The sequence below is a fragment of the Dermatophilaceae bacterium Soc4.6 genome (assembly GCA_039889245.1).
Lineage (GTDB): Bacteria > Actinomycetota > Actinomycetes > Actinomycetales > Dermatophilaceae > Lapillicoccus.
The window spans coordinates 2,238,248-2,253,215 of the sequence record JAZGVH010000002.1 but is presented as its reverse complement, the minus strand read 5'-3'; the positions used below and the strand labels follow the sequence as shown (position 1 = coordinate 2,253,215).

Sequence of the window (14,968 nt, the reverse complement as noted above, 5' to 3'; positions counted from 1 at the left end):
GGTCAGGCGTCGCCGACGCTGAGGGCCAGGGCCTCGTCCCGCTTCTCCTCGACCGCCGTCTCGCCGGGCTCGGGCTCGTCGATGTGCCGCAGGTAGGGGCGGGTCGCGGCGAGCACGACGACCGCGAGCAGCACCCCGCCGGCACCGACCCAGAACGGCACGTGCACGTTGACCTCCTCGCCGAGCTTGCCGGCCAGCCAGGGTGCGACGGCGCCCCCGCTGAAGCGCACGAAGCTGTATGCCGCTGACGCCACGCTGCGCTCGACCGGCGCAGCCTTCATGACCGTCTCGGTGACGAGGGTGTTGTTGATTCCCAGGAAGAGTCCAGCCACGATCACGCTGACGACCAGCACCGGCTTGCTGTCGGTGCCGACGGCCATCACGGCGAGCGTCGCCGACAGCAGCGTGAGGTTGACGAGCAACGTGGGCACCGTGCCGAAGCGGCGCTGCAGCCGCGGCGCGACGACGACCGAGGTGAAGGCGAGGCACACACCCCAGCCGAAGAAGATCAGGCCGATCTGGTGCGCATTCATGTCGAGCGGGAACGGCGTGTAGGCGAGAAGGATGAAGAAGCCGAAGTTGTAGAGCAGCGCGGTGATCGCGACGCCGAGCAGGCCCGGGTGGCGCAGCGCGCGGAAGGGGTCGGCCAGACTGCTCTTGTGTGCTGATGGGGGCGTGGACGGCAGGGCGAAAGCGGTGACGACGACGGCGACGACCATGAGGACCGAGACACCGAAGAAGGGCCCGCGCCAGGAGATCCCGCCGAGCAGGCCGCCGACGAGGGGGCCGACGGCGATGCCGATGCCGAGGGCGGCTTCATACAGGATGATGGCCTGCGCGACCGAGCCTCGCGACGCGGTGACGATGGTGGCCAGGGCGGTCGCGACGAACAGCGCGTTCCCGAGGCCCCACAGGGCCCGCCAGCCGACGATCTCCATGACCGTGCTCGAGGAGCCGGCGAGCCCGGCGCCGACGATGATGATGAGCAGGCCGATCAGCAGCGTCTTCTTGGCGCCGATGCGGCTGGAGATGACGCCGGTGACGAGCATCGCCAGCCCCATCACGGCCATGTAGCTGGTGAAGAGCAGCGAGACCTGCGACGGGCTCGCGTCGAGCTGGTCGGCGATCGGCTTGAGGATGGGGTCGACGAGCCCGATGCCCATGAAGGCGATGACGGACGCGAACGCGACGGCCCAGACGGCCTTGGGTTGGCGCAACATGTGCGGTCTCACTGCTCCTTGCTGGTGTGGCTGCTGGTGTGGCTGCTGGTGGATGCGTCGGCGAGCAGTCGGCGCAGGATGGGGACGGCCGCCGCGAGCACGTCGTGCTCGTCGGGGTCGAGGGTGGCGAGGTAGGGGGCCACGGCGGCTGCCCGGGCATCCCGGGCCGCCGTGAGCCGTTCGCGCCCGGCGGGTGTGGTGGAGACGAGCACCGCGCGGGCGTCGCTCGGGTCGGTGACGCGGGCGACGAGCCCGGCGCTCTCGAGCCGCTGCACCTGCGCGGTCATGGTCGGCTGGGCGCAGTTGTCGAAGGCGGCGAGCTCGCTGATCCGCGAGGCCCCCCGCTCGTCGACGAGGGCGAGCAGCCGCACCTGGGCGAAGGGCAGGCCGAGTCCGGCCTGCTGCGTGGCGAAGCGGTTGAGCCGGGCCACGACCGAGAGCAGCTCGGCACCGACGGTGTCGGCCGGGCTCACCAGCTGGTGGTTGGTCATATCAACCAGTTTACCTAGGTGACCTATGTAAATCCAGCTGCACCCACCCAGGGGGTGCCGGCGGCGACATGGTCCATCGGTCCCGTGACATCCCCGGTCGCAGGACGGCGGTCGTCGGATGTCAGGGGGGTCTCCACCGCCAGTCGCTCCGTCCGCACTCGCGTCACCGAGCCACGGCCCGTCGGGCTCTCCCCAGCCGGCATGGTCCGGTCGCCGATGGCGACGGGGGCGCTGGGTGATGATCGTGGCCTGCGTGCTGGTGGTCGCCGGGGCTGCGCTCACGGGTGAGCACCCCTCCTCCTGGCAGGACGCCCGGGCGGCGATCGCGTCGGGCGAGGTGCACGAGCTCTGGCTCCGCACCGACCCCTCCACCGGAGTGGGTCCCGTCGGGCAGCTCAGCTGGAGCGCCGGCTGGACGACGGCCTACGCCGACGTCGACACCACCGAGGTCGACGCCGTCGCCGGCACACCGGACGACCCGACCGAGCAGGGCGTCACCGTCCTCCATCGGTGGGTCACCGAGTGGGTGGCGAGCGTCCATCCCGGCGTGAGCGTGCAGTACGGGGGGTCACGCAAGCATCCTCGGCTGGCGCCTGCCCGACTGGCTGGTGTGGGTGGGCCTGGAAAGGCGTTCCCGAGCCACCGGCGCGGCCCGGCGGCCGGCCTCGAGAGCCGGCCTCGCGCTCAGGGCAGGACGAGCCCGGCGACGACGGCGACCACCGCCGGCACCAGCCCGAGCAGCACCGCGAGGGTGTCAGCCCGCCGCCACGGTGCGGCCCCGGCCCAGGTGCGCCGGTCGGCGCCCGCGAACCCACGCGCGTCCATCGCCAGCGCGAGCACCGCCGCCGCACCGAGCACGCCGACGAAGAGCCCGAACGTGGTGGCTCCCACGTCGCGCGTGCGGGCCGCGAGCGACCGGCCGCCACCGACCCCCCGGACCCGGCGGGCCAGGGCGAGCTCGGCCCACAGCTGGCCGAAGGACTGAAACCGCGCGAGGGCCGCTGACGCGGCGACCACCGGGCGGGCCGGCAGCCGCAGCCGCTGGGCCAGGTGGTCACCGAGCGCGTCGGGGTCGACGTAGGGCAGCACGAGCACCGACGGCAGCACGAGGGTGACGATCCGCAGGGCGGCACCGGCGGCGACGCCGACGTCGTGACCCGCGAGCAGCCACGTCGACCAGCCCACGCCCAGTGCCCCGATCGCCGGGGCAACGAGACGACGCAGCAGAGACCTGGCCCGGCCGCGGGGCCGGGCTCCCGGCCCGGGTGCCACGAGCACCGCTGCACCCAGGACGATCTCGGCCACCACGACGACGAGTGCCTGCGGCCACGAGCGCAGCAGCGCCGGCAGCGGCAGCACGAGCAGGGCCGCCGCGAGGAGGGCGAGCGGCCCGGCCTGTGCGACGAGTGGGACCGCGGCCGGGGCCGGGGGCGGCACACGCGCTGCTGGGGTGAGGGTGTGGACGGCGTCGGCGCGGGCGACGACGCCGGCGTCGTGGGTGGTCACGAGCACCCCCGACCCGGCCGCTCGCAGCGACTCGACGACACCCATCACGGCCGCCCAGGTATGCCGGTCCTGCCCGACCGTCGGCTCGTCGGCGAGCAGGAGGGTGGGCTGGTGCACCGCGGCGGCGGCCAGCGCCAGCCGTCGCTGCTCGCCGCCGGACAGCTGACGGGGGTCGGCGCCACGCAGGTGGGACAGGCCGAGCCGCTCGAGGAGCACGTCGGCCCGCGCGCGCGCGATCCTCTCGTCGATGCCGACCGCGCGGGCGGTCGTGAGCACCTCCTCGTCGACGGTGCGCGCGACGAGCGTGCTGGCCGCGCGTTGCGGCACCCAGGCGACGCGGCGGGCGAGGTCGTGCGGAGCCAGTCGGTGCGGCGCGGTGCCCGCGGTCGCGATCTCCGCCGCCCAGGACACCGTGCCGGCCGCTGGCTCGAGCAGACCGCCCACGGCCGCCAGCAAGGACGACTTCCCCGCCCCGCTCGGCCCGACGAGGGCACTCACCCGCCCTGCGGGGACCGTCAACGACGCGTCGCGCACGGCGACGGTCTCGCGGGTCTGCGTCGAGAGCGACCGCGACCGGTGCCGCACGGTCACGCCTACGGCCGTCGCGACCGGCGCGCCCGACGCGACCACCGCTGCGCCCCAGCTGATCTCAAGGCCCACGGGCTCGGGCTCCGGCCGTCCGGGCACCCAGACGCCGGCGGCGGTGAGCTCGTCCCCCTGCCTCGCCAGGACGTCGTACGGCGCGCCGTCGGCCACCGGCCGGCCCCCCTCACCGAGCACGACGAGCCGGTCGACGTGCGGCAGCCACGGACCGAGCCGGTGCTCGACCACGACGAGGGTCAGACCTCGCGCGGCTACGACCTCGGAGACGACCGACCGCACCGTGGCGGCGGTCTCGGCGTCGAGCATCGCCAGCGGCTCGTCGAGCAGCAGGACCCGTGGACCGAGGGCCAGGGCGCCCGCGAGGGCGAGTCGCTGTTGCTCGCCTCCGGAGAGGCTCGAGGGTGACGCGTCGACGGGCACGTCGAGGTGCACCTCGCGCAGGGCCCGCCGGACGGGGTCGGCCATGGCCTCACGGGGCAGCCCGAGATTCTCCAGACCGAACGCGACGTCCCGACCGACCGACGTGGCGACCACACCCGAGCCGGGGTCCTGCAGCACGAGACCGACGAGCCCGGCGACCGACTGCGGGTCGCGACCGTCCACGCTGACCGCGCCGGTGAGCTCGCCCGCGTCGGCGGTCAGCAGCAGCCCGCCGAGGGCCCGCAGCAACGTCGACTTTCCCGAGCCGCTGGGGCCGACGAGCAGCACGCGCTCGCCGGCCCCGATGCGCAGGTCGACGTCGTCGAGCACCGGGGAGCGTCGCCCGTAGGGCCGCCAGGTCAGGTGGTCGACCGTGACCGGCGCGCCCGCGAGCGCCGACACCCCGGTGGGGTGTCGGGGCCAGGTGGTCAGCTCAGACCGCCCCGGCCTCGCGCTGCTCCTGCCCCACGGGGAAGGCGTTGAGTGCGCCGGCCCTCGCGAGCCCGCGGGTCAGGAGCCAGCCCAGCCCGCCGGCGACGACGGCGCCCGATGCGGTCAGGATCACCAGGTAGGCGACCTTGTAGCCCAGGCCCCAGTCGGTCCAGTAGGCATACCACTCGTAGACCGCCTCGAACGGGGCCGAGAGGGCCCCGGCCAGCACTGCCGCGCGGATCCCGAACGAGGCGTAGCCGAGGAGCAGGAACGCCAGCTCGGCGCCGGCGCCCTGGAGCAGGCCGGAGTAGACCGCGGAGATGCCCCACTGGCTGCCGACGAGGGCCTCGACGACGGCGGCGATGAGCTCGCAGAAGAGGGCGGCGCCGGGGCGACGGACGACGAGCCCACCGACCACCCCCGCCATCAGCCACGGGGCGCCCGTGATGCCCTGCAGCGGCGGGAAGACAGTGGCCAGGGCCGTGGACGGCCCCTGGTAGGCGAGGGACCACGCCCAGTAGGCCACGCCGAACGCGACGCCGAGGAAGGCGCAGGTCAGCAGGTCGATGGTGCGCCATCGCCTCAGGGCGCCGGTCGCGCGGATGGTGGGGGCCAGGTGGCTGTTGGTGCTCTCGCCGGCGGTGGTGCTGTCGGCGCTGTCGCTGGTGCTGTCGGTGATGCTCATGGTGTCTGCTCCCAAGGGTCCGGTTGGATTCCTCGGGGAGGTGGTCCCCCGGCCTACGGGTCGCGTAGTCCGGGAGCACACCTGAGATTGCTCGACTCCCTTCGCCGGTGCTAGCCGGAGCAGGTTCGAGGGTCTGCGGCGGACCGCACTCTCAGCGCCGTGGCGCTCCCCTGTCGTTCAGTACTGCTGACTCTACCCTGTCGGCACGCCTCCGGACCATGTGGAAGAGTTGTTCCTCAGAAGGTCCGCCGAGCACGAGAAGGAGACGACGCAATGGGTCCGATGGCGTGGAAGCTGCTCGGCACGGGGGCCGCGGTGCTCGCGGGCTCGGTGGCGAACAAGGTGGTCAGCCGGTGCTGGAAGGTCGTGTCCGGCAAGGATGCGCCCAACGACCCGCTGAACACCGATGACGTGTCGTGGAGGGAGGCGCTGCTCTTCGCCGCCATCACCGGCTTCGCCGTGGAGGCGGCCCGGGTCGCCGCGCAGCGCAAGGCCTCGCAGTACTACGAGAAGTCGTCCGGCCACCGCCCCGCCGCGCTCGTCGGGAAGCGCTGACCCACCGCCAGGTGAGGGTCGTGACTCAGCCCGCGTCGTGGAAGGCGCGGTAGTTCGTCATGGCCACGACGGCGGCGAGGCCGGTGCCGTGCACGACCCGCACCCGCTGACGGGGCACGAGGGCGTCGAGCGGGTCGAGCGTGGCGCTCTCGCCGCGGGACTCGGTGACAGTGGCCCACCCCGTCAGCTGAACCAGGCTGGTGGCCCCGGCGATGCTCACCGAGCCGGCGCCGAGGTCGACGACCTTGACGTTCGCCACCATCCGGCTCCTCTTGGTCATGACGTTGAGGACCCGTGACGGTCCACCGAGCGGCTGCGCGCACGTCTGCGCCTCCCCCGAGAACGCGAACGTCTCGAAGAGGCCGACCTGGCTGTGGGCTCCGTCGACGTCGACACCGACACCCTGGCCCCAGATCGGCACGATCGTGCGCTCGACCCCGGGGAAGGTCGAGAACTCTGCGTCCTCGGTCACCTCGGCCACGCTGATCCGCCAGACGAAGTCAGGTCCCACCACCCCGAGCAGGCGCTTGGCCAGCTCGCGGGTCGAGCCGCGACCGTTGCGCCAGGGCACCGCCGGGCGGTCGGAGAAGCGGACCAGTCCGAGGCGGTCGGTGGGCTCGCCGTTCACGCGAGGTCTCGCACGGATGCGGCGGCGGGCAGGCTGGCGTCGATCAGTCGGGCGAGGGGCACCCCAGGACGATATGCCAGGTGGGTGTGCGACGGGGCGTCGATGACCGTCAGGCCCGGCCGGCTGCCCACGCGGATCCGACCCACGTCACTACGACGCAGCGCCCTGGCGGCGCCGGCGGTGGCCGCCCGCAGCGCCTCAGCGGGGGTGAGGTGCATCTCGCGCACGGCGAGGGCGATGGCGAAGGGCATCGACGACGAGTAGCAGGTGCCGGGGTTGCAGTCGGTGGCGATCGCCACGGACACGCCCGCATCGAGCAGGCCGCGACCGTCGGGGTAGGGCGAGCGCGTCGAGAACTCCACCCCCGGCAGGAGCGTCGCGACGGTGGTCGCGGACGCGCCCACGAGTGCGTCGACGTCGGCCTGCTCGAGGTGGGTGCAGTGGTCGACGCTCGCCGCCCCCAGCTCGACCGCCAGCCGCACGCCGGGCCCCGGCCCCAGCTGGTTGCCGTGCACGCGCAGGCCGAGGCCCGCGGCCCGGCCCGCCTCCAGCACCACGCGGGCCTCGTCCCCGTCGAAGGCGTGCGAGCTGCCGGGCTCGCAGAAGACGTCGACCCACCGGGCGTAGGGCGCCGCGGCCGCCAGCATCGCTCCGGTCACCACGGCCACGTAGTCGGCCCGGTGGCTGCGGTAGGCCGGGGGCACCACGTGCGCCCCGAGGAAGGTGACCTCGGGGGTGACTTCGGCGGCCAGCCGCAGCAGCCGGGTCTCGGCCGCGACGTCGAGCCCGTAGCCGGACTTGACCTCGATCGTCCCGGTGCCCTGCGCGCGCATCTCGGTGACCCGCGCCGCGAGCAGCGCACGCAGCTCGTCGTCGGTCGCGGCCGCGGTCGCGGCCACCGTCGTCGCGATCCCACCCCCGTCGTATGCCGTGCCCGTCATCCGTGCGGCGAACTCACCGCTGCGCTCGCCCGCGAAGACCAGGTGCGTGTGGGTGTCGACGAAGGCGGGGACCACCGCCCGGCCACCGACGTCGATCTGCCGATCTGCTTGCGGGGCAGCACTGCTGAGACCGACCCACTCCACACGGCCCTCGTCGTCGAGCACCACGGCGCCACCGTGCAGCTGGCCGAGCCCGTCGCCGTGGTCGATCCCCTCGACCTCGGCAGCAGCGTCGTCGTCGGCGGTGGTCAGGGTCGACAGCTCGCCGATCCCGGTGACGAGGAGGCTCACCCGGCCTCCCGCAGGAGGTCGAAGGCATCGCGGAAGAGCGGTGCGATGGGCCCGAGCCGCACGTGCTCGCCTCGCTCGACGACCACGTGCCCGCCGACGACGACGGTGGCGACGTCGGCGGCGGTCGCGGCATACGGGATCTGGGAGGGGCGCGCCCCGACGGTGCGCACGGTGTCGTCACGCACGACGACGAAGTCGGCCAGTCGGCCGGCCGCGAGGGCGCCACCGTCGGGCACGCCGAGGCTGCGGTAGCCGTCGGCGGAGGCGGCCTCCAGCAGCTCTTCCGGGGTGAAGCGGCAGCGCTCGCCGGTGAGGAGGCGCTCGTGCATCTCGAGCCCGCGCATCTCCTCGAAGGGGTCGATGACGCCGTGCTGGTCGGAGCCGAGGGTCAGGTGGACGCCGGCGTCAGCGAGGGCCCGGGCCGGCCCGATGCCGTCGGCGAGGTCGCGCTCGGTAGTGGGGCAGAACGACGCCATCGCCTCGGCGTCGGCCAGCAGGGTGATGTCGTCGTCGGTGAGGTGGGTCGCGTGCACGGCGGTGAGGCTGGGGCGCAGGATGCCGGTCTCGGAGAGCAGCTGCGTGGGGGTGCGGCCGTAGTGCACCGCGGCCGCGACGTTCTCCGCCGGCTGCTCCGACAGGTGCACGTGCAGGGGCTGGCCGGGGTCGACGGCGTCGACCGCGCGCGCCGCCGCGGCGAGGGCGTCGCGCGGGACGGCGCGCACCGAGTGGACGGCCGACCCGAGGGTCACTCCGGGCCGGGCGCCGAGCCCCTGACGGCGGGCCGCCGACCGCTCGGCCCAGGCGTCGACCGAGCCGTCGGAGAAGCGTCGCTGCGCGTCGTCGAGCGGCACGTGCCCCTCGCCGGTGAGCCCGCCGGTCAGGTAGAGCGTGTCGAGCAGCGTCAGCCGCAGGCCCGCGTCGGCGGCGGCCTGCGCGAGGGCCTCACCCATGGCATTCGGGTCGGCGTAGGGCCGCCCGACGGGGGTGTGGTGCAGGTAGTGGAACTCACCGACCGCCGTGGTCCCCGAGAGCACCATCTCGGCGTAGGTGGCGCGGGCGAGCGCGAGGTAGGAGTCGGGGGTCAGTCGGGTCGCGACGGCATACATCTGCTGGCGCCAGGTCCAGAAGTTGCCGTGACCCTCGTGGGTGCGCCCGGCCTGCACCCGCCCGCGCAGGGCGCGGTGGAAGGCGTGGCTGTGGGTGTTGGCCAGCCCGGGCAGCACCACGCCGGGCAGCACGACGTCGTCGTGGCGCAGGTGGGCGTGGGCCTCGACCGCGGTGATGTGCTCGCCCTCGACCGTGAGCCGGACGTCGGTAGCAGCGCCGGTGGGGAGCAGGGCGTGGGCGGCGTAGTACGTCGTCATGCCGGGGCTCCGATGGTGAGTGGTGGCGTGGTGCTCGCGTCGGTGAGGTCGGCGACGACCCGGGCGAGGGCCGCGACACCAGCGTGGCAGTCGTGGGGGTCAGCGTGCTCACGGGGCGAGTGGGAGATGCCTGTGGGGTTGCGCACGAAGAGCATCGCCGCCGGTATGCCGTGCTGTGCAAGGACGCCCGCGTCGTGCCCTGCTCCGGTGCCGAGCACCGGGGTGCCGGGCCCGACCACGGCGGCCAGACGCGTGACCAGGCTCGTGTCGAAGCGGGTCGTGGCGGTCCACGACTCCTGCGTGACGGTGGTGCGCACGGCGTCAGCCTCGGCCGTGAGGTCGGCGACCAGAGCACGAACGGCGTCCTCGTCGGTGCCGCGGGCGTCGAGCCAGCCCGTCACCGACGAGGGAATCGCGTTGATGCCGTTCGGTGCGACGAGCACCTTGCCCGTTGTCGCGACGCAGCCACGCGACTCGGCGAGGCGACGGGCGGCGAGGACGAGACCGGCATACGTCACCATGGCGTCGTCGCGGTCGGCGAGCCGGGTGGTGCCGGCGTGGTCGGCGCGACCGGGCACGTCGAGGCGCCACCGGCCGTGCGGCCAGATGTCGGAGCCCACGGCGACGGCGCTGGTGCCCTGGTCGTGGAGATCGGTATCGGCCAGGGCGCGGCCCTGCTCGACGTGCAGCTCGACGAAGGTCGAGATGCGTTGCAGCGCATCGGGATCGGGGCCGAGTGGGGCCTGCCCGGACGACTGGAGGGCGTCGGCCATCGTCGTGCCACCAGCGTCGCGCAGGCCCATCGCCCGGTCGGTCGTGAGGACGCCGGTGAGGATGCGCGACCCGGCGCAGGCGATGCCGAAGCGCGCGCCCTCCTCGTCGCCGAAGCACGCGATCCCCAGCGGCACGGCGGGGGTGAGGCCAGCGGCCCGCAGGGCGTCGACCGCGGCGAGGGCCGACACGACGCCGAGGGGCCCGTCGTAGGCCCCGCCGTCCGGCACCGAGTCGAGGTGCGAGCCGATGGCCACGCCACCGCGGCGCCCGTCGGCCCGCACGGCATCGGGGTCGCCCCACCAGGCCCAGAGGTTGCCCGCCCGGTCTGGGACGACCTCGAGGCCACGGGCTACGCACTCGCCGGCGAACCACTCGCGCAGGGTCGCGTCCTCACGACTCCAGGCATAGCGGCGGTAGCCCCCCGTGCGGGCGTCGAGGCCGAGTGGGGTCAGGTCGGCCCACATGCGGTCGAACGCCGCACGGACGCTCGGCCCGGCCACGGGTGTGGGGGTCGGGGTGGGGCTCACGAGACCAACCTAGGCTGTCGGTCATGGTCGAGCAGTCCGAAGGCGAGGCGAGAGCGCTGGCAGCGGTCGAGTCGAGCGGCATCCCCTACGTCGTGACTCGCCACGGTCGGGTCGGGTCGCTCGCCGAGGCGGCCGCGGCGCGGGGGGTGGCGCCCGACGACATCGTCAAGACCCTCGTCGTACGGCGCGCCGCCGGCGACTTCCTCTTCGTGCTGGTGCCCGGCGGCCGGACCTTCAGCTGGGTCAAGCTGCGGGCGCTGCTGGGTGAGAACCGGCTGTCCATGCCCGATGCCGCCGGCGCGCTGGCGGTGACCGGCTACGAGCGCGGCACCATCACGCCGTTCGGCTCCACCCGTGCGTGGCCCGTCGTCGCCGACACCCGAGTGCTGGGGCGCACGGTCAGCCTCGGGGCCGGTGGGCACGGCGTCGCGCTGACGCTCCGGGGTGATGACATCGTCCGGGCCCTGGACGCGCAGGTCGCCGACATCGCCGACGACGAGGTCTCGGAGCCCGGCTGAGCGGGTCGCGCTGAGGTCGGCCATCGCGTGGGCGCGGGCCTGACCGATCCGCAGTCCGGGGGTGGTGGTGGCGTACTGGCTGGCGAGGGCGTCGATCGCGGCCCACGCCTGGAGGGACGTGTCCGACGGCAACGACGCCGTCCAGGACGTGACGCCGGGGTCAGCGCCGGCCCGGACCCGGACGAACCGTTCGTCGAGTGCGGCGGCGGCGCGGGCGGCGGCACTGTCGGGGTCGACCGTGGCCGCGACCCCGGCGGCGCGGCGGTGGACCCCGCCCGGGGTCAGGTCGACCAGTGGGGTGCGGACACGACCGGAGATGGTGGTGATCTCGGTGTCGAACTCGCCCCGCAACGGTGGGTCGACGAGCGCGGCCTCCGCAGCGACCCGCACCGGCCCGGTGCCGGTCGAGACGGCCCCCCCGGACCAGCGCGAACGTGGCGGGCAGGTCGGTGACCAGGGTGTGCGCCTCGTGCAGGCGGGCACTCATCGTGCGCGGGGTCAGGTGCACCACCGGCGCGAGCATCGCGGTCGCGACCTCCGCCGCCGTCTCCCCCGGGTGCGGCCGCCGACCCCCCGGGCCCCCCGGGCCCCCCTGACCCCCCTGACCCCCCTGACCGCCCTGACCGCCCTGGCCCAGCTGGCCCAGCTGACGCTGCTGCTCCTGCTCGACGGCCAGCCGCTCCGCGGACCGCCGCACGAACGCCACCATCGCGAGCACCGACACCGCGGACAACGCGGCCGTGGCCCGCTCGACGATCTCGACGACCGCCAACGCCTCCTGCTCGTCCAGCCCGAGCACGGCCGGGTCCGTGAGGTCTCCGAGCGCGGACACCAGCGACAGCGGTGACACGGAACCCTCCGTCACCGCTGCCGTCACCTCCACTCACTCGAACACGTGTTCGATTCTATCCGAGCGAGATGCCTGGTTCAAGGGTCGTCTCGGACCTGTGGATCAGCGGCTCTCCAGCACGAGGTCGGCCGCCGCCCGTGGGTCGCACTGCGCCAGATAGAGCCGCTGCCCGCCGACATACCGTCGCATCGACGGGTGGTCGGGGTCGGGCTCGTTGCCGTCGCGCGCCGCCATCCGTCGGGCCGTGACGTCGAACGGCACGTCGAGGAACACGGACAGGTGCCAGTGGCCCCTCAGCGACTCGCGGTGCAGGAACATCCCCTCGACCACGACGACCCCGTGGTCCGGCACGATGACCGGGTCGACGTGCACGCGAGCGTCAGCTACGTGGTCGAAGGCGCGGGCGACGACGCGGGCAGGCCCCGGTCGTCTGAGCGGGTCCAGCACCATCGCGGTGAAGGTCGGCAGGTCGTAGGTGTCGAGGAAGAACCCCTCGGGTGAGTGCCGCCCGAGCCGGTGGCGAGCTGCGCGGGGGTGGAGGAAGTCGTCGAGGTGCACGACGAGGCACGGGCGGCCGGCGGCGGCATACCGCTCGGCCAGCGCGGACGCGAAGGTCGTCTTGCCGCTGCCGTCGACCCCGTCGACGGCCACGAGCGCAGGCCGGTCGAGCACCGGGGTGCGGGCCACTACGTCGCCGAGGTGGGCGGCGGCCGGGCCGTCCGTCGCAGGGGGAGCGGGCACGTCGCGCAGTCTACGAAGCCCCGCCAGCCGATGTCAGGGCGTGTTGAGGTCACCGACGGCTACGCTGGGCTGCGCTCGTAGCATGACCCGAGTCGCGTCCCGAGAGCTCCGCAACGACACCTCAGGTGTGCTGCGTCGAGCGGCCTCGGGTGAGCCGATCGAGATCACCGTCAACGGACTGGCCGTCGCCAGTCTCATCCCCCTGTCAGATGTCCCCTCACGGTGGACCTCGAGGGAGTCCCTCATCGAGAGGCTGGCCCGGGTGCAGGCCGATCCGGCACTTGCTCACCACCTCGCCGAGCTCGACGCCATGAGCGACGATCTCGGGCCCCTGGCGTGAGCCGGGGCCTGCTCGACACCTCGGTCTTCATCTCGCAGGAGGGGTGAGGCCTGCCCACCGAGATGCTCCCCGACGAGTCGGCGGTCTCGGTGGTCACGCAGGCCGAGCTCAGTGCTGGAGTGCTCGCAGCCACCGACCTGCGGGTCCGGTCCCGGCGACTGGCGACGCTGACGGCGGTGACCGAGATGAACCCCGTGCCAATCGATCTGGCGGTGGCCGAGGTCTGGGCGCGACTACGAATCCAGCTGGCGCAGGCTCGTCGCCGGGCACACGTCAACGACATCTGGATCGCGTCGACCGCGATCGTCCTGGGTGTGCCCGTGGTGATACAGGACGACGACTACGACGTGCTGGCCGAGCTGTCGGAGCTCGCCGTCATCCGCGTCTGAGGAGGCGTGCCCGTCACACCTCCTGCATCGGGATCCGCACCCCACGCTCGGCGGCGACCTCGACGGCGCGGTCGTAGCCGGCGTCCACGTGCCGGATCACGCCCGTGCCGGGGTCGTTGGTGAGCAGGCGCTCGAGCTTCTGCGCGGCGAGCTCGGTGCCGTCGGCGACGGAGACCTGACCGGAGTGGATGGAGCGACCCATGCCGACCCCGCCGCCCTGATGGATCGAGACCCAGCTCGCGCCGGAGCTCGTGGTGAGCAGGGCGTTGAGCAGCGGCCAGTCGGCGACGGCGTCGGAGCCGTCGGCCATCGACTCCGTCTCCCGGTAGGGGGACGCGACCGAGCCGGAGTCGAGGTGGTCGCGGCCGATGACGATCGGCGCCGAGACCTTGCCATCGGCGACGAGCTGGTTGAAGAGCAGGCCAGCCTTCGCGCGGTCGCCGTAGCCCAGCCAGCAGATTCGCGCGGGTAGCCCCTCGAACTCGACGTGCTCGGCCGCAGCGTCGAGCCAGCGGTGCAGGTGGGCATTCTGCGGAAAGAGGTCCTTGAGCGCCGCGTCGGTCACCTCGATGTCCTTCGGGTCGCCCGACAACGCCACCCAGCGGAACGGGCCGAGACCCTCGCAGAACAGCGGCCGGATGTAGGCCGGCACGAAGCCCGGGAAGTCGAAGGCCCGGTCGAAGCCGCCTGAGCGCGCCTCGTCGCGGATCGAGTTGCCGTAGTCGAAGACCTCGGCGCCGGCGTCCATGAAGCCGACCATCGCCTCGACGTGGCGCGCCATCGACACCCGTGCGAGGTCGGTCGCCTCCTCGGGCTTGCTGGCGGAGAAGTCCGGCCACTGCTCGAGCGGGATCTCGACCGGCACGTAGGACAGCGGGTCGTGCGCGCTGGTCTGGTCGGTGACGATGTCGACGGGCACCTCGCGAGCCAGCAGCTCAGGCAGCACGGCGGCGGCGTTGCCGACGACGCCGACCGACAGGGCGCGGCGCTCGGCCTTGGCGGCGAGCACGAGCTCGAGCGCGTGGTCGAGGTCGTCGGCGACCACGTCGAGGTAGCGCTTGGAGACACGGCGCTCGAGTCGGGTGCGGTCGATGTCGATGACGAGGCACACTCCGCCGTTGAGGGTGACGGCCAGCGGCTGGGCGCCGCCCATGCCGCCGCAGCCGGCGGTGACGGTGAGTGTGCCTGCGAGAGTAGCGCCCTCGGCAGGCTCGCCCCGTTGGACGGCGAGCTTCGACGCCACCGCGGCGAAGGTCTCGAAGGTGCCCTGCAGGATGCCCTGCGTGCCGATGTAGATCCAGGAGCCGGCCGTCATCTGGCCGTACATCATCAGGCCCTCGGCCTCGAGCTTGCGGAAGTGCGGCCAGGTCGCCCAGTCGCCGACGAGGTTGGAGTTGGCGATGAGCACGCGCGGCGCCCACTCGTGGGTGCGGAAGATGCCGACCGGCTTGCCCGACTGGACGAGCAGCGTCTCGTCGGCCTCGAGGTCGCGCAGCGACGCGACGATCGCGTCGAAGGCGCGCCACGAGCGGGCGGCGCGGCCGGTGCCGCCGTAGACAACGAGGTCGTCGGGGCGCTCGGCCACCTCGGGGTCGAGGTTGTTCATGAGCATCCGCAGGGGGGCCTCGGTGGCCCACGACTTCGCGGTCAGCTCGGTGCCGCGAGCTGCGCGGACGGGACGGGCGCCTTCCAT

Annotated in this window: 15 protein-coding genes and 1 riboswitch; of the genes, 5 read left to right on the top strand and 10 right to left on the bottom strand. The window is 73.5% G+C overall.

Features of this window, described 5'->3' with window-relative positions; genetic code table 11:
• Positions 1-2 precede the first annotated feature (2 nt).
• The 4 genes from V3N99_10360 to V3N99_10345 all read right to left on the bottom strand — a co-directional run bounded on the left by V3N99_10360 (position 3) and on the right by V3N99_10345 (position 5,357).
• A complete protein-coding gene (locus V3N99_10360; GenBank protein MEO3937149.1) occupies positions 3-1,220 on the bottom strand; it encodes an MFS transporter in 1,218 nt (405 codons plus the stop codon).
• An 8-nt stretch (positions 1,221-1,228) separates the two neighbouring features.
• Positions 1,229-1,711, bottom strand: a complete 483-nt coding sequence (locus V3N99_10355; GenBank protein MEO3937148.1) for a MarR family winged helix-turn-helix transcriptional regulator — start codon at positions 1,709-1,711, stop codon at positions 1,229-1,231.
• A 684-nt stretch (positions 1,712-2,395) separates the two neighbouring features.
• Entirely contained in the window at positions 2,396-4,642 is a 2,247-nt protein-coding gene (locus V3N99_10350; GenBank protein ID MEO3937147.1) for an ATP-binding cassette domain-containing protein, read from the bottom strand.
• 31 nt (positions 4,643-4,673) lie between these two features.
• Entirely contained in the window at positions 4,674-5,357 is a 684-nt protein-coding gene (locus tag V3N99_10345; protein MEO3937146.1) for an ECF transporter S component, read from the bottom strand.
• Between the two features lie 79 nt (positions 5,358-5,436).
• Positions 5,437-5,539: riboswitch (TPP riboswitch) on the bottom strand.
• Positions 5,540-5,630: 91 nt separating this feature from the next.
• Here V3N99_10345 and V3N99_10340 point away from each other — a divergent pair.
• Positions 5,631-5,912 (top strand): DUF4235 domain-containing protein, encoded by a 282-nt coding sequence (locus tag V3N99_10340; GenBank protein ID MEO3937145.1) that lies wholly within the window; start codon positions 5,631-5,633, stop codon positions 5,910-5,912.
• A gap of 25 nt (positions 5,913-5,937) precedes the next feature.
• Here V3N99_10340 and V3N99_10335 read toward each other — a convergent pair whose 3' ends face one another.
• The 4 genes from V3N99_10335 to V3N99_10320 all read right to left on the bottom strand — a co-directional run bounded on the left by V3N99_10335 (position 5,938) and on the right by V3N99_10320 (position 10,437).
• Positions 5,938-6,540: a HutD family protein gene (locus V3N99_10335; GenBank protein MEO3937144.1), complete on the bottom strand. Its 603-nt coding sequence runs from the start codon at positions 6,538-6,540 to the stop codon at positions 5,938-5,940.
• Positions 6,537-7,691, bottom strand: a complete 1,155-nt coding sequence (gene hutI / locus V3N99_10330) for an imidazolonepropionase (protein MEO3937143.1) — start codon at positions 7,689-7,691, stop codon at positions 6,537-6,539. The genes V3N99_10335 and hutI overlap by 4 nt, the downstream gene beginning before the upstream one ends.
• 77 nt (positions 7,692-7,768) lie before the next feature.
• Positions 7,769-9,136 (bottom strand): formimidoylglutamate deiminase, encoded by a 1,368-nt coding sequence (locus V3N99_10325; GenBank protein ID MEO3937142.1) that lies wholly within the window; start codon positions 9,134-9,136, stop codon positions 7,769-7,771.
• A complete protein-coding gene (locus tag V3N99_10320; protein MEO3937141.1) occupies positions 9,133-10,437 on the bottom strand; it encodes an allantoate amidohydrolase in 1,305 nt (434 codons plus the stop codon). The genes V3N99_10325 and V3N99_10320 overlap by 4 nt, the downstream gene beginning before the upstream one ends.
• Before the next feature lie 23 nt (positions 10,438-10,460).
• Here V3N99_10320 and V3N99_10315 point away from each other — a divergent pair, with 23 nt between their 5' ends.
• On the top strand, positions 10,461-10,955 hold the full coding sequence (locus V3N99_10315) for a YbaK/EbsC family protein (protein ID MEO3937140.1): 495 nt from the start codon (positions 10,461-10,463) through the stop codon (positions 10,953-10,955).
• 61 nt (positions 10,956-11,016) lie between these two features.
• Positions 11,017-11,802: a hypothetical protein gene (locus V3N99_10310; protein MEO3937139.1), complete on the top strand. Its 786-nt coding sequence runs from the start codon at positions 11,017-11,019 to the stop codon at positions 11,800-11,802.
• A gap of 105 nt (positions 11,803-11,907) precedes the next feature.
• On the opposite strand, the gene V3N99_10305 is transcribed toward V3N99_10310, so the two are convergent.
• Positions 11,908-12,546, bottom strand: coding sequence for a uridine kinase (locus V3N99_10305; GenBank protein ID MEO3937138.1), 639 nt, complete (start codon positions 12,544-12,546; stop codon positions 11,908-11,910).
• Between the two features lie 82 nt (positions 12,547-12,628).
• On the opposite strand from V3N99_10305, the gene V3N99_10300 reads away from it, so the two are divergent.
• Both V3N99_10300 and V3N99_10295 read left to right on the top strand, forming a co-directional pair.
• Positions 12,629-12,886, top strand: coding sequence for a type II toxin-antitoxin system prevent-host-death family antitoxin (locus tag V3N99_10300; protein MEO3937137.1), 258 nt, complete (start codon positions 12,629-12,631; stop codon positions 12,884-12,886).
• A 62-nt stretch (positions 12,887-12,948) separates the two neighbouring features.
• The gene (locus tag V3N99_10295; GenBank protein ID MEO3937136.1) at positions 12,949-13,275 is read left to right on the top strand and encodes a PIN domain-containing protein; all 327 of its coding nucleotides are present in this window, start codon (positions 12,949-12,951) and stop codon (positions 13,273-13,275) included.
• 13 nt (positions 13,276-13,288) lie between these two features.
• Here V3N99_10295 and hutU read toward each other — a convergent pair whose 3' ends face one another.
• Complete coding sequence (gene hutU, locus V3N99_10290) at positions 13,289-14,968, bottom strand: urocanate hydratase (GenBank protein ID MEO3937135.1); 1,680 nt, start codon at positions 14,966-14,968, stop codon at positions 13,289-13,291.